General features: G+C 60.9%; 11 protein-coding genes. 2 read left to right on the forward strand and 9 right to left on the reverse strand.

Annotated features, from left to right (window positions below; all coding sequences use genetic code 11):
- Positions 1-19 precede the first annotated feature (19 nt).
- A complete protein-coding gene (gene tcdA, locus ACODTD_RS06140) occupies positions 20-838 on the forward strand; it encodes a tRNA cyclic N6-threonylcarbamoyladenosine(37) synthase TcdA (RefSeq protein WP_039762445.1) in 819 nt (272 codons plus the stop codon).
- Positions 839-862: 24 nt separating this feature from the next.
- Here tcdA and ACODTD_RS06145 read toward each other — a convergent pair whose 3' ends face one another.
- The 4 genes from ACODTD_RS06145 to ACODTD_RS06160 all read right to left on the reverse strand — a co-directional run bounded on the left by ACODTD_RS06145 (position 863) and on the right by ACODTD_RS06160 (position 4,023).
- A complete protein-coding gene (locus ACODTD_RS06145) occupies positions 863-1,267 on the reverse strand; it encodes a SufE family protein (RefSeq protein WP_201816935.1) in 405 nt (134 codons plus the stop codon).
- Positions 1,264-2,469, reverse strand: a complete 1,206-nt coding sequence (locus ACODTD_RS06150; RefSeq protein ID WP_041475152.1) for an aminotransferase class V-fold PLP-dependent enzyme — start codon at positions 2,467-2,469, stop codon at positions 1,264-1,266. Before ACODTD_RS06150 ends, ACODTD_RS06145 begins: the two co-directional genes overlap by 4 nt.
- A gap of 125 nt (positions 2,470-2,594) precedes the next feature.
- Positions 2,595-3,629 (reverse strand): 2,3,4,5-tetrahydropyridine-2,6-dicarboxylate N-succinyltransferase, encoded by a 1,035-nt coding sequence (gene dapD / locus ACODTD_RS06155; RefSeq protein ID WP_011332675.1) that lies wholly within the window; start codon positions 3,627-3,629, stop codon positions 2,595-2,597.
- A 31-nt stretch (positions 3,630-3,660) separates the two neighbouring features.
- Positions 3,661-4,023, reverse strand: coding sequence for an ArsC family reductase (locus ACODTD_RS06160; RefSeq protein ID WP_003222107.1), 363 nt, complete (start codon positions 4,021-4,023; stop codon positions 3,661-3,663).
- A gap of 181 nt (positions 4,024-4,204) precedes the next feature.
- Here ACODTD_RS06160 and ACODTD_RS06165 point away from each other — a divergent pair, with 181 nt between their 5' ends.
- Positions 4,205-5,836, forward strand: a complete 1,632-nt coding sequence (locus ACODTD_RS06165; protein ID WP_011332677.1) for a Na+/H+ antiporter — start codon at positions 4,205-4,207, stop codon at positions 5,834-5,836.
- A gap of 24 nt (positions 5,837-5,860) precedes the next feature.
- Here ACODTD_RS06165 and ACODTD_RS06170 read toward each other — a convergent pair whose 3' ends face one another.
- The 5 genes from ACODTD_RS06170 to map form a co-directional block, all read right to left on the reverse strand.
- Positions 5,861-6,532 carry a M12 family metallopeptidase gene (locus ACODTD_RS06170; protein WP_201816933.1) on the reverse strand — a complete coding sequence of 224 codons (672 nt, stop codon included), beginning with the start codon at positions 6,530-6,532 and terminating at the stop codon, positions 5,861-5,863.
- Positions 6,533-6,714: 182 nt separating this feature from the next.
- Positions 6,715-7,449 carry a M12 family metallopeptidase gene (locus ACODTD_RS06175; protein ID WP_011332679.1) on the reverse strand — a complete coding sequence of 245 codons (735 nt, stop codon included), beginning with the start codon at positions 7,447-7,449 and terminating at the stop codon, positions 6,715-6,717.
- Positions 7,450-7,614: 165 nt separating this feature from the next.
- A complete protein-coding gene (dapC, locus tag ACODTD_RS06180) occupies positions 7,615-8,814 on the reverse strand; it encodes a succinyldiaminopimelate transaminase (RefSeq protein ID WP_108559814.1) in 1,200 nt (399 codons plus the stop codon).
- Between the two features lie 43 nt (positions 8,815-8,857).
- A complete protein-coding gene (locus tag ACODTD_RS06185; RefSeq protein ID WP_007954768.1) occupies positions 8,858-11,560 on the reverse strand; it encodes a [protein-PII] uridylyltransferase in 2,703 nt (900 codons plus the stop codon).
- Between the two features lie 40 nt (positions 11,561-11,600).
- On the reverse strand, positions 11,601-12,383 hold the full coding sequence (map, locus tag ACODTD_RS06190; RefSeq protein WP_011332681.1) for a type I methionyl aminopeptidase: 783 nt from the start codon (positions 12,381-12,383) through the stop codon (positions 11,601-11,603).
- Positions 12,384-12,418 lie beyond the last annotated feature (35 nt).

Genomic DNA, 12,418 nt, shown 5'->3' on the forward strand with positions numbered 1-12,418 from the left:
CGCGCCGGTTTTCAGGGTAATGGTCATGAGTACAGAAGATCCGCGGTTTGCAGGCATCGCCCGTTTGTATGGCATCGAGGGCCTCGAGCGCCTGCGTGCAGCCCACGTGGCGATTGTCGGCGTTGGCGGCGTCGGTTCCTGGGCGGCGGAAGCCATGGCCCGTTGCGGGGTGGGCGAAATTTCGCTGTTCGACCTCGACGACGTCTGCGTCAGCAACGCCAACCGCCAGTTGCACGCGCTGGACAGCACGGTCGGCAAGCCCAAGGTCGAGGTGATGGCCGAGCGTCTGCGCGGGATCAACCCTGACTGCACGGTGCACGCCGTGGCGGATTTCGTCACCCGCGACACCATGGCCGAATACATCACGCCGAACATCGATTGCGTGATCGACTGCATCGACGCCGTCAACGCAAAAGCCGCGCTGATCGCCTGGTGCAAACGGCGCAAGATCCAGATCATCACCACCGGCGGGGCGGGCGGGCAGATCGATCCGACGCTGATTCAGGTCTGCGACCTCAACCGTACGTTCAATGATCCTCTGGCCTCGAAAGTGCGCTCCACGCTGCGTCGTGACTATGGTTTCTCGCGCACTGTGACTCGCCATTACAGCGTGCCGTGCGTGTTCTCCACCGAACAGCTGCGCTATCCGAAACCGGACGGCAGCATTTGCCTGCAGAAGAGTTTTGTCGGTGATGGCGTGAAGCTGGACTGCGCCGGCGGGTTTGGCGCGGTGATGATGGTGACGGCGACGTTCGGCATGGTCGCGGCGACCAAGGCTGTAGACAAGATTGTGGCGGGTGTTCGGCGCCCGGCGGATCGGGTCAAGCCTCAGGCCTGAAGCATAGGGCTGCGCAGCAGCCCTTTACTGCGCCAGCTCGTTCATCCGCTGCAGAACGGCATTCAAGCCATTGCTGCGCGACGGCGACAACTGCCGCGACAGTCCCAACTGATTGAACCAGTCCGGCAGATCCACCTGCTGCAGCTCCCTCGCGGTCAAGCCGTTGACCCGCAACAGCAGCAACGCCACCAACCCGCGAATCATCCGTGCATCGCTGCTCGCTGCGAATTGCCAGTGGCCGTCGCTCAACTCGCCAACCAGCCACACCTGGCTTTCACAGCCGTGCACCCGGTTGGCGTCGCACTTGTCCGCATCGCTCAACGGCGGCAGGCGATCACCGAACTGCATCAACAGCCGCGCCCGTTGTTCCCAACCGGCAGCGTTCTGAAACGTTTGCAGCGCCTCGGCGGCTTCTACCGGCAGGCTCATCGCAACAACTCCAACGCCTGATCCAGCGCCTCAAAGAACCGCTCCAGATCCTCGGAATCGTTGTACAGCGCCAGCGACACGCGGATGGCCCCGGCCAGTTCAAAGCGCTTGAGCAACGGCATCGCGCAGTGATGCCCGGCACGCACGGCGATGCCTTGCTCGGTCAGCAAATGCGCCAGATCGGCGTTGTGCACGCCTTCGACGACAAAACTGGCCAGCGCCAGTTGCGGCTTGCCCAGCAGACGGATGCCATTGCGGGCGGCGAGGCCTCGCAAAAGGTAATCGTGCAGCGCGGCTTCGTGGGCGGACACGGCGTCCTGATCCAGACCGGCCAGGTAGTCGAGGGTCGCACCCAGGCCGATCACGCTGGCAATCGGTGGCGTTCCGGCCTCGAAGCCCAGTGGCGCCGGACGAAAACGAGCGTCGTGATAATTGGCTTCCAGCACCATCTCGCCACCAAATTGCCACGGGCGCAGTTGCTCAAGCGCTGCGTTGCACCCGAACAGCACGCCGAGGCCATCGGGGCCGTACAGCTTGTGGCTGGAAAACACGTAAAAGTCGCAACCCAGCGCCTGCACGTCATGCCGGCCGTGGACCACGCCTTGAGCGCCATCGACCACGGTCAGCGCGTTGTGTGCTTTGGCCATCGCCAACAATGCCGGCAACGGTTGCCAGGCACCAAGCACGTTGGACAACTGACTGACCGCCAGCAAGCGAGTGCGCGGGCCGATCAGGTGAACGGCGGCGGCGAGGTCGATCACGCCGTCATCGTCCAGCGGCAGGATCACCAGTTTGAGTTCGCGACGTTGTGCCAGTTGCTGCCAAGGCAGCAGGTTGGCGTGATGCTCCAGGGCGCTGATGACAATTTCATCGCCCGGATGGAGAAGATGTTCCAGGCCGTAAGCCAGGAGATTCAGCGCACTGGTGGCGCCGTGGGTGAAGATGATCTGCCCGCTGTCACCGGCATTCAGCCACTGGGCAACCTTCAGGCGGCTGTCCTCGAACGCCTGCGTGGCATGGGCGCCGGGCAAGTGCTGGGCACGATGCACGTTGGCTGCGCCGTTGGCGTAGTAATGCGCCAGCGCGTCGAGCAAGGCCTGGGGTTTTTGCGTGGTGGCGGCGTTGTCCAGATAGGTCTGGTCTTGCCGTTGCAGGGCGGCGATGGCCGGGAAATCGGCGCGCCAGGGGGAGGGAATCATCACGGTTTCAAGCCCTGGTGAAGATGGGCGGGTTAACGCCGAACCCTGTGGGAGCGGGCTTGCCCGCGATGACGATCGGTCGAACGCCATCGCAAACAGGCTGGCTCCCTCAGGTGAGCTTCTGGCGCTTAGTTGTGAGCGTGCAGTGCTTCGTTCAGTTCGATCGCCGATTTGTGGGTTTTGCATTCCACGGCACCGGTTTCCGAATTGCGACGGAACAGCAGGTCGGTCTGACCGGCCAGTTCACGGGCCTTGACCACTTTGACCAGATTGTTGTTCTCGTCCAGCAGTGCGACTTTGGTGCCGGCGGTCACGTACAGGCCCGACTCGACGGTGTTGCGGTCGCCCAACGGGATACCGATACCGGCGTTGGCGCCGATCAGGCAGCCTTCGCCGACCTTGATCACGATGTTGCCGCCGCCCGACAGGGTGCCCATGGTCGAGCAGCCGCCGCCCAGGTCCGAGCCCTTGCCGACGAATACGCCAGCGGAAACGCGGCCTTCGATCATGCCCGGGCCTTCGGTGCCGGCGTTGAAGTTGATGAAGCCTTCGTGCATCACGGTGGTGCCTTCGCCCACGTAGGCGCCCAGACGCAGACGCGCGGCGTCAGCGATACGCACGCCGGCCGGTACCACGTAGTCGGTCATTTTCGGGAATTTGTCCACCGAGAACACTTCCAGCAGTTCGCCACGCAGACGGGCTTCGAGTTGCAGCTCGGCCAGTTCGCTCAGGTCGATGGCGCCCTGGCTGGTCCATGCCACGTTTGGCAGCAGCGGGAAGATCCCGGCCAGGCTCACGCCGTGCGGCTTGACCAGACGATGGGACAGCAAGTGCAGCTTCAGATAAGCCTCAGGAGTCGAGGTCAACTGAGCGTCTTCGGCCAGCAGGGTGGCGACCAGTGGCTTGTGGCTTTCAGCCAGACGGGTCAGCAGTTTGCCTTGTACCGCGTCGATGCCTTTCACGGCTTCAGCCAGTTGGGCGGCTTGTGCAGTAGTGAAGGTGATGGCCTGGTTGCCTTCGGTGTAGCCGAGGATCGGGGCAACAGCGGCGACCAGTTCAGCCGAAGGATTGAGCAGCGGCTGGGCGTAGAACACTTCCAGCCATGCGCCTTGACGGTTCTGGGTGCCGACGCCGAAGGCGATACTGAACAGGGAGTTGGACATGTGAATACCTCTACAAAATGTGACGGGCTGCTTACTTGAGGGCGGCCGCGTAGATGTCTGGCTTGAAGCCAATCAGGGTTCGGTCACCGAGATCGAGCACCGGGCGCTTGATCATCGAGGGTTGAGCGAGCATCAGTTCGATGGCTTTCGACTGGTCGAGATCGGCTTTGCGTTCGTCGTCGAGTTTGCGAAAGGTCGTGCCTGCGCGGTTCAACACCGTTTGCCAGCCATGTTCGTCGCACCATTGGGTCAGGTGCTCGCGGTCAATGCCGGCGGTCTTGTAATCGTGGAAGTCATAGCTGACAGCGTGTTCATCGAGCCAGGTGCGCGCCTTTTTCATGGTGTCGCAGGCTTTGATGCCGAAAAGGTGCAACGTTTTGCTTGAAACGGTCAAGGAATTGCCCCCTTTACAGGTGCTGGAAAAAAATGGTGTCGGATTATGCCATGACCAGACGGTTTCGCGGCGCCGAGGTTGCTTTTGCTGAGCGGGCTGCGACATAGGTGCAACGGTCACGCACAGCCTAAGCGGCTAATATGGCAGTTCAACGCTGTCGATTGTCCGGGATTTCCGCTTTATGCAAACTGCTTATACCGTCCTGATCCTGCTGATGCTGGTCAGTGTCTCGCGCCTGGTGGGACGGGTGATTCCGCTGCCGCTGCCACTGGTGCAGATTGCCGCCGGTGCCTTGCTGGCCTGGCCGACTCTCGGCCTGCACGTGGCCCTCGATCCCGAACTGTTCCTGTTTCTGTTCCTGCCGCCGCTGCTGTTTTCCGATGGCTGGCGCATGCCCAAGCGCGAATTGTGGCGCCTGCGCGGGCCGGTGCTGACGCTGGCGGTGGGTTTGGTGCTGTTTACCGTGGTCGGTGCCGGCTACTTCATTCACTGGCTGCTGCCGACGATTCCTTTGCCGGTGGCCTTTGCGCTGGCGGCGGTGCTGTCGCCGACGGATGCTGTTGCAGTCTCGGCCATCTCACAGAACCGCCTGCCGACGCCGTTGATGCACATGTTGCAGGGCGAGGCGTTGATGAACGACGCCTCGGGTCTGGTGACGTTCAAGTTCGCGCTGGTCGCGGCGGTGACCGGTGCGTTTTCCCTGGCCAATGCCAGCCTGACCTTCGTGCTGGTGGCCGTCGGCGGGCTGGCGGTCGGCGTGGCGCTGAGCTGGCTGGTCGGAAGGTTGCGCGCCTGGATGATTGCCCGGGGCTGGGACGATCCGGCGACCCACGTGGTGTTCATGTTGCTGCTGCCATTCGCCGCTTACGTGCTGGCCGAGCGGCTTGGCGCGTCGGGCATTCTTTCGGCAGTGGCGGCGGGGATGATGCAGAGCTGGCTCGATCTGCTGCCGCGCCAGACCAGCACCCGGTTGCTCAACCGCAGCGTCTGGTCGTTGCTGGAGTTTGCCTTCAACGGTTTGATCTTCCTGCTGCTCGGCCTGCAACTTCCGGACATCGTTAAAGCGGTGGTCAGCCACGAGACATCGTTATGGCCGACCCTGTTCTATCGCTGTCTCGATGTGGTGGCGATTTTTCTGGCGCTGGTGTTGTTGCGCTTCATCTGGGTGCAGAGCATCTGGCGGCTGTCGGTGCTGCTGCGTCGCTTGCGCGGCAAGGGTGATCTGACGCAGGTGCCGACCGCCCGTTCCTGCTGGCTGCTGACCGTCGGCGGCGTGCGCGGTGCGGTGACCCTGGCGGGCGTGATGTCGGTGCCAATGCTGATGGGGAGCGAGGCGTTCCCCGAGCGCGATCTGCTGATCTTCATCGCCGCCGGGGTGATTCTGTTATCGCTGGTGGCGGCCTGTATTGCGCTGCCGTTGCTGTTGCGCGGTATCGAAAAAAGTCCGGACGACAAGCGTCGTCAGGAAGTGCGCGACGCCTGGCGCAAGACGGCGGAAGCGGCGATCCATGCGCTGGAAACCGAAGAGGTCAACCCGCAGGACGCCGCGCAAGCCGCGCTGGCAGCGGAGCTCAAGGCGCGGATCATGTCCGAGTATCGCCATCAACTGGAGGTCTTCAACGATTCGGCCGAAGCCCAGGCGCTGGCGTTCCAGATGGATCTGCTCGAACGCCGCTTGCGCCTCAAGGCACTGCGCGCGCAACGCCTTGAGTTATACAGCCTCAGTCGTCAGCACCAGATTGGCGATGACGTTCTGCGTGAAGTGTTGGGCGAACTGGACTTGAGTGAGGCGAATCTGGGGTCGGTCAAATAATGGCGTCACGTTGGTCCGAATGGGTTACTCCGCTTGTTCAGCAGGGTAGGGGTAGGCTTTCGACATGAACGTCTTGTCCTTTTCACTGAGCTCCAGATTCAGATCAATCTTGAAGTCGCCGTGAGTCCAGTCCTGACGCACGGCGTAGTGCATGATCGATTTCGGATCGTAGGGTGAATAGTCGAAATCGCTGGCATCGAGCAGGTTGAAGTAGCGTTCATCGACAGACCGGCGGGCGTAATCGTCTTCGTCGGCGTTTTCTTTGACCCAGTGCGCGGCATAGACCGCTGCCTTGTTCCAGGGGATGTTCGATTCCGGATGCAGGTGCTCATGCTCGGCCCCCAGCGCATGCCCGAACTCGTGCATGACGTTGGCGGCGAAAAACGCCGGTGCCTGCAGATCCGGCGACAGCCTCATGGTCGGGCCGTCCTCGATCAGCAGTGCGTGGGTGCCAATCATCGACCAGTAAATCCCGGGCTCGCTGCTGATTCGGATATCTCCCGATTCACCCTCGACGAAATCAAAGTTCAAATTGATGTACGACAGCCATTCGCTGGCAGCAGCCTTGACCGCGTCCTTGAACGGCTGGTCGCCGTTTAAGAAGGCAATGCGTAATGTTTGACCCGGTGTCCAGAAGTGAGCCGGTTTGCCAATTGCACGTTTTTTACGACGGGGGGCGGTGAAAGTCGGATTCATGTTCAAATGTCCTTGCTTGTAGAATTGATAGTTGAATTTCCCGGAGCTCGATGGGTTCGGGTGGTGTTGAAGTTAGTGGTAGATGTTGGTTTGTGAAAGTTGTTTGATGTAAGGTTGTGTGTTTTCAATTCAAGTTTGCCAGGCGTTGCACCTGGCAAACTTTTTAGTTTGAAATGTCCGAATTATTTTGGATAAAGCAGCTTCATCAATTGTTTGTCTTTTTTACTGATCTTGCGGTTTGTCGGTACTTCCCAGTTGCCGATGGTCAAATCGTTCGATACAGGATGATGCATGATCGATCGCCTGTCGTAGTTCGTATAAATCGCATCCAGCGTATCGAAGGTCGCGAACAGGTTGCGGTCGACCTGTTCGTGAGTCAGCGGATTCATTTCCCGATTCCGGTAAAACTCGTAAACCTTGGGTTTGTCCCACGGAATATTGGCTTGAGGGTGCTGATGTTCATGCAGGGCGCCCAGTGCATGGCCGAACTCGTGGATCACGATGGTCTCGAAATCGGGATGCTCTGGTTTGACGCCCAGATTCATCGTTGGATGGTCGGGATGTATCAACAGGGCATCGGTACCCAGCATTGAACTGTTGTCATTGTTTCGGGTTGCGATGCGAATATCGCCTTTCAGATCTTCGACGAATTCGAATGTCAGGTTGATATAAGCCAGCCATTTACGAGCCGCGTTGATAATCCTTGTCTTATGATCGGCGTCGGGTGCGTCCATGAAAGCAATTTTCAATGTTCGGCCATTTGCCCAGAGTTTCGAATAGTTGACCACAGAGCGTTTGCGGCGAGAGCCTGCTGTGCTTTGGGTGCCGGCATTCGCCGGGTTCTCGTTGATGGCGGCGATGTAAGCCGCCTGGTTGTCAGGCCATTGAATCAGTTGGCAATCCAGAAGTTCTTTCATTATTTACTTCTTCCATGAAGTTGCAGATTGATTTTGGGTGATGCGCAGAATGACGCGACTCAAGACTAACGTCGGGCCAGCGTAAAGGTGGGGTAGAAAAAGCGGGGGAAGTGTTACGTCATGTTTGATCGCCCGTGCCGGATTGCCCGGCACGGGCGTGAGCGATTACTTATGGCGCAAGACGAAATCGCGAATGCGCTCGGCCGCTTCCACGCACTCCGCCAAGGGGGCTACCAGCGCCATGCGCACGCGCCCGGCGCCCGGATTGACGCCATCGACGTCCCGCGACAGATACGAACCCGGCACCACAGTCACGTGCTCTTCAGCAAACAGATCCCGGCAGAACGCGGCATCGTCACCTTGCACATTCGGCCACAGGTAGAAGCTGCCATCCGGACGCTGCACATCCATCACCGGGCTGAGGATCGCCAGCACGGCATCGAATTTTTCGCGGTACAGCGCACGGTTGGCGCGAACATGCACTTCGTCATTCCATGCGGCGACGCTGGCCAGTTGGGTTTGAACCGGCATCGCGCAGCCGTGGTAGGTGCGGTACAGCAGGAAGCCCTTGAGGATGTCGGCATCGCCGGCGACAAAACCGGAGCGCAGGCCCGGCAGGTTCGAGCGCTTGGACAGGCTGTGGAACACCACGCAACGCTTGAAGTCCTTGCGACCCAGATCGGCGCAGGCGCTGAGCAGGCCCGGCGGCGGGGTCTGTTCGTCGAAGTACAGCTCGCTGTAGCACTCGTCGGCGGCGATCACGAAGTCGTATTCGTCGGCCAGGGCAATGAGCTTTTTCAGCACGTCGACCGGAATCAGCGCGCCGGTCGGGTTGCCCGGCGAGCACAGGAACAGGATCTGGCAGCGCTTCCAGATGTCAGGCGATACCGCGTCGAAGTCCGGGTTGAAGCCGTTCTCGTCCAGGCATGGCAGGTAGTGCGGCTTGGCGCCGGCGAGAAACGCCGCGCCTTCGTAGATCTGATAGAACGGATTCGGGCTGACCACCAGCGCGTCGTCGCCACGATTGACCACGGTCTGGGTGAAAGCGAACAGCGCTTCACGGGTGCCGTTGACCGGCAGCACGTTGCGCGCCGGGTCGATCCAGCCGCTCGGCACGTTGAAACGACGTTCGCACCAAGCCGCGATGGCTTCGCGCAGGGCCGGGATGCCGAGGGTGGTCGGGTACACCGCCATCTGCTCCAAATTGTTCGCCAGCGCCTCGGCGACAAAGCTTGGCGAGCGATGCTTCGGTTCGCCAATGGACAGCGCGATCGGGCGCTTGTCCGGGTTTGGCGTGACGCTGCCGAGCAGGGCGCGGAGCTTTTCGAACGGGTAGGGCTGAAGCTGGGACAGAGCGTTGTTCATCGGTGCGGGATCTCGTGCAAAGCGGTTGAATCCGGGCGCGCAATCAAATGCTGATGCGCGACAGTTTGATATCGGGTTCCTGATTGACGCTCAGCTGTTCGACGATGGCATCCTGCAAACGGCTGCACAGCAGCGGGTCGGACAGCGGTTGATTGTGGGCGTCGGTGATGAAGAACACGTCTTCCACCCGCTCGCCCAGGGTGGCGATCTTGGCGTTCTGCAGCGACAGGTCGAATTCGAGGAAAATCCCGCCGACCCGTGCCAGCAGGCCCGGGCGATCGGGTGCCGTGAGTTCCAGCACCGTCACCGGGCGCTGGGCATCGTTGTGGATCGTCACCTGCGGGGCGAATGCGAAATGCTTGAGCTGGCGCGGCACTCGACGCTGGATGATCGTCGGGTAGTCGGCCGGGTTGCGCAGGGCTTCGGTCAGGCCGTCGCGAATCTGCTTGACCCGGACCGGATTGTCGCCGATCGAGTCGCCATCGGTGTCGAGCACGATGTAGGTATCGAGGGTGAACTGGCTGCTGGATGTGATGACCCGGGCGTCGTGAATGTTCAGGTTGAGCTGGTCCATCGCGGCCACGGTCACGGCGAAGAAGTCGTGTTGGTCCGGCGCATAGATGAAGATCTGCGTGCCGCCCTCGAATTCGCGCTGGGTGGTTTCCTTGATCAGCACCAGCGGACCGCCGTCTGCCGGTTGCTGAAGGATCGCGTCGGTGTGCCAGGCCACGTCGCCGGCGGTGTGGCGCAGGAAGTAGTCATCGCCCAGTTGCGCCCACAATTGCTCGACGTCATCCGGATCGGTGCCGCCGCGTACCAGTATGTCCAGCGCTGCGCTCTGGGTCTGGCGGATCTGCTCTTCGCGATCCACCGGATTCTCCAGGCCACGGCGCAGGGCACGCTTGGTTTCGGTGTAGAGCTGGCGCAACAGGCTGGCACGCCACGAGTTCCAGAGGGTCGGGTTGGTCGCGTTGATGTCGGCCACGGTCAGGACGTACAGGTAGTCGAGACGGGTTTCGTCACCGACCGCCAGGGCGAAGTCATGGATCACCTGCGGGTCGGACAAATCCTTGCGCTGGGCGGTGGTCGACATCACCAGGTGGTTCTGCACCAGCCACACGATCAGGCGGCTGTCCCACACCGGCAGTTGGTGGCGCTGGCAGAACGCCTCGGCATCCACTGCGCCAATTTCCGAGTGATCGCCATGCCGGCCCTTGCCGATGTCGTGGTACAGGCCGGCCATATAAATGAGTTCAGGCTTCGGCAGTTTGGCCATGAGCTTGGCGGCCAGCGGGAATTTCTCCGACACCTGGGTGTACTGCAACTTGCGCAGGTGTTTGATCAGGTTCAGCGTGTGCGCATCGACCGTATAGATGTGGAACAGGTCGTGCTGCATCTGCCCGACGATGAAGCCGAACTCCGGCAGATAGCGCCCGAGAATGCCGTAACGGTTCATCCGCCGCAGGTTGCGGTGGATGCCGATCTTGCACTTGAACAGTTCGATGAACAGGCTGGTGTTGCGGATGTCGTTGCGGAAGTTGTCGTCGATCAGGTGACGGTTTTCCCGCAGCAGACGAATGGTGTCGGCGCGCACACCTTTGATTTCCGGTTGCTGGGCCATCAGCACGAAGATCTCGAGCATGGCGAACGGCGTGCGGCGGAATACGTTGTCGTTGCGAGCTTCGATGTAGCCGTCGTGCAGCTGGAAACGCGAGTTGATCGGCTGCGGTGGCGCTTCGTCTTCCGGGGCGAGGATGACTTCCTCGAAATGCTGGATGATCAGGTCGCTGAGCTGGGCGATGCTCATCACCACCCGGAAATACTGCTGCATGAAGTTTTCGACGGCCTGTTTGGCGTCGTCGCCTTCAAACCCCAGCAGCCCGGCAATGGTGCGCTGGTGATCGAACAGCAGGCGGTCCTCGGAGCGACCGGCCAGCATGTGCAGGGCGTAACGCACCTTCCAGAGGAATTCCTGGGAGGACGCGAGCAAGGCGTTTTCACTCTCGACCAGAAAGCCTTCGCCGGCCAGGGCGCGCAGGTTCAGGGTGCCGTACTGACGACGGGCTACCCACAGAATTGTCTGAATATCCCGTAGTCCGCCGGGCGAGCCTTTGACGTTGGGTTCCAGGTTGTATTCGGTGTCGTTGTACTTGTGGTGGCGAGCCTTCTGCTCGGCGCGCTTGGCCAGAAAGAAATCCTTGCTTGGCCACATGTGCGCAGTGCTGGTGACATCGAGCATGCGCTGGCGCAGGCGCTCGGGGCCGCAGATGGTGCGGCTTTCCATCAGGTTGGTGACCACCGTCAGGTCGGCGCGGGCCTCTTCGGCGCATTCGTCGACCGAGCGAACGCTCTGACCGACTTCCAGGCCGATATCCCACAGCAGCGTCAGAAAGCGCTCGATGGAATCGCGGAAGATTTCGTGGTCGGCGCTGTCCAGCAGGATCAGCAGATCGATGTCGGAGTAGGGGTGCAGCTCACCGCGACCGTAGCCGCCGACCGCGACCAGCGCGATGTCGGCGTCTTCGCTCCAGTCGAACTGGTCCCAGGCCTTTTGCAGGATGTTGTCGACGAACCACGCCCGGTCTTCGATCAGCCGGCGGATGTCGCGACCGGCCCGAAAACGTGCATCGAGCACTTCGCGGGCCTGGCGGATCGCCTTCTTGAACGCCGCGATGGGACTCGCTTTCAGGGCCAGTTCAGCCTGGAACTGGCCGCGGTCGAAGAGTTCGGGATCCACCTGCGGCATCGATTGGCTTTCCTTCTATAGGCTGGGAACGGTGTCTGGGTCAGGCCGAGATGCGCGGGATGGTGTCGTCGCTGCGCAGGGTGAAGATCTCGTAGCCGGTGTCGGTGACAAGCAAAGTGTGTTCCCACTGTGCTGACAGCTTGCGATCCTTGGTGATCGCGGTCCAGCCGTCGCCCAGTACTTTGGTGTCGGCCTTGCCCTGGTTGATCATCGGTTCGATGGTAAAGGTCATGCCGGCCTTCAGTTCCATGCCGGTGCCGGCGCGACCGTAGTGCAGGATTTGCGGTTCTTCGTGGAATACCTTGCCGATGCCATGGCCGCAGAACTCGCGCACCACCGAGAAGCCGTTCTTTTCCGCGTGCTTCTGGATGATTTCGCCGATGTCACCGAGGCGGCAGCCGGGTTTGACGATTTCGATCGCCTTGTACATGCACTCCTGGGTGACTTGCGACAGGCGCTCGGCCCAGACCGGCACGGTGCCGACGTGGAACATGCGGCTGGTGTCGCCGTGGTAGCCGTCCTTGATCACGGTGACGTCGATGTTCAGGGTGTCGCCGTTTTTCAGCGGCTTGTCGTTCGGGATGCCGTGGCAGACCACATGGTTGATCGAGGTACAGATCGACTTCGGGTAGCCCTTGTAGTTGAGCGGGGCAGGGATGGCTTTCTGCACGTCGACGATATAGTCGTGGCAGATCTGGTTCAGCTCATCGGTGGTCACGCCCGGTTTTACGTGTTCGGCAATCATTTCCAGCACATCGGCGGCCAGTTTGCCGGCGACACGCATGCCAGCGATGTCCTCGGGAGTTTTGAGGGTGACGGTCATACAGACTCTCTCTGCGCTCGGCGGCGCTTGCTGAT

The sequence above is a fragment of the Pseudomonas sp. FG35 genome (genome assembly GCF_057809295.1).

What these genes read in the sequence shown, in the direction of transcription:
- tcdA (WP_039762445.1), top strand. Translation starts at nt 20, where the DNA reads ATGGTCATGAGTACAGAAGATCCGCGGTTTGCAGGCATCGCCCGTTTG.
- ACODTD_RS06145 (WP_201816935.1), bottom strand. Translation starts at nt 1,267, where the DNA reads ATGAGCCTGCCGGTAGAAGCCGCCGAGGCGCTGCAAACGTTTCAGAAC.
- dapD (WP_011332675.1), bottom strand. Translation starts at nt 3,629, where the DNA reads ATGTCCAACTCCCTGTTCAGTATCGCCTTCGGCGTCGGCACCCAGAAC.
- ACODTD_RS06165 (WP_011332677.1), top strand. Translation starts at nt 4,205, where the DNA reads ATGCAAACTGCTTATACCGTCCTGATCCTGCTGATGCTGGTCAGTGTC.
- ACODTD_RS06170 (WP_201816933.1), bottom strand. Translation starts at nt 6,532, where the DNA reads ATGAATCCGACTTTCACCGCCCCCCGTCGTAAAAAACGTGCAATTGGC.
- ACODTD_RS06175 (WP_011332679.1), bottom strand. Translation starts at nt 7,449, where the DNA reads ATGAAAGAACTTCTGGATTGCCAACTGATTCAATGGCCTGACAACCAG.
- dapC (WP_108559814.1), bottom strand. Translation starts at nt 8,814, where the DNA reads ATGAACAACGCTCTGTCCCAGCTTCAGCCCTACCCGTTCGAAAAGCTC.
- ACODTD_RS06185 (WP_007954768.1), bottom strand. Translation starts at nt 11,560, where the DNA reads ATGCCGCAGGTGGATCCCGAACTCTTCGACCGCGGCCAGTTCCAGGCT.
- map (WP_011332681.1), bottom strand. Translation starts at nt 12,383, where the DNA reads ATGACCGTCACCCTCAAAACTCCCGAGGACATCGCTGGCATGCGTGTC.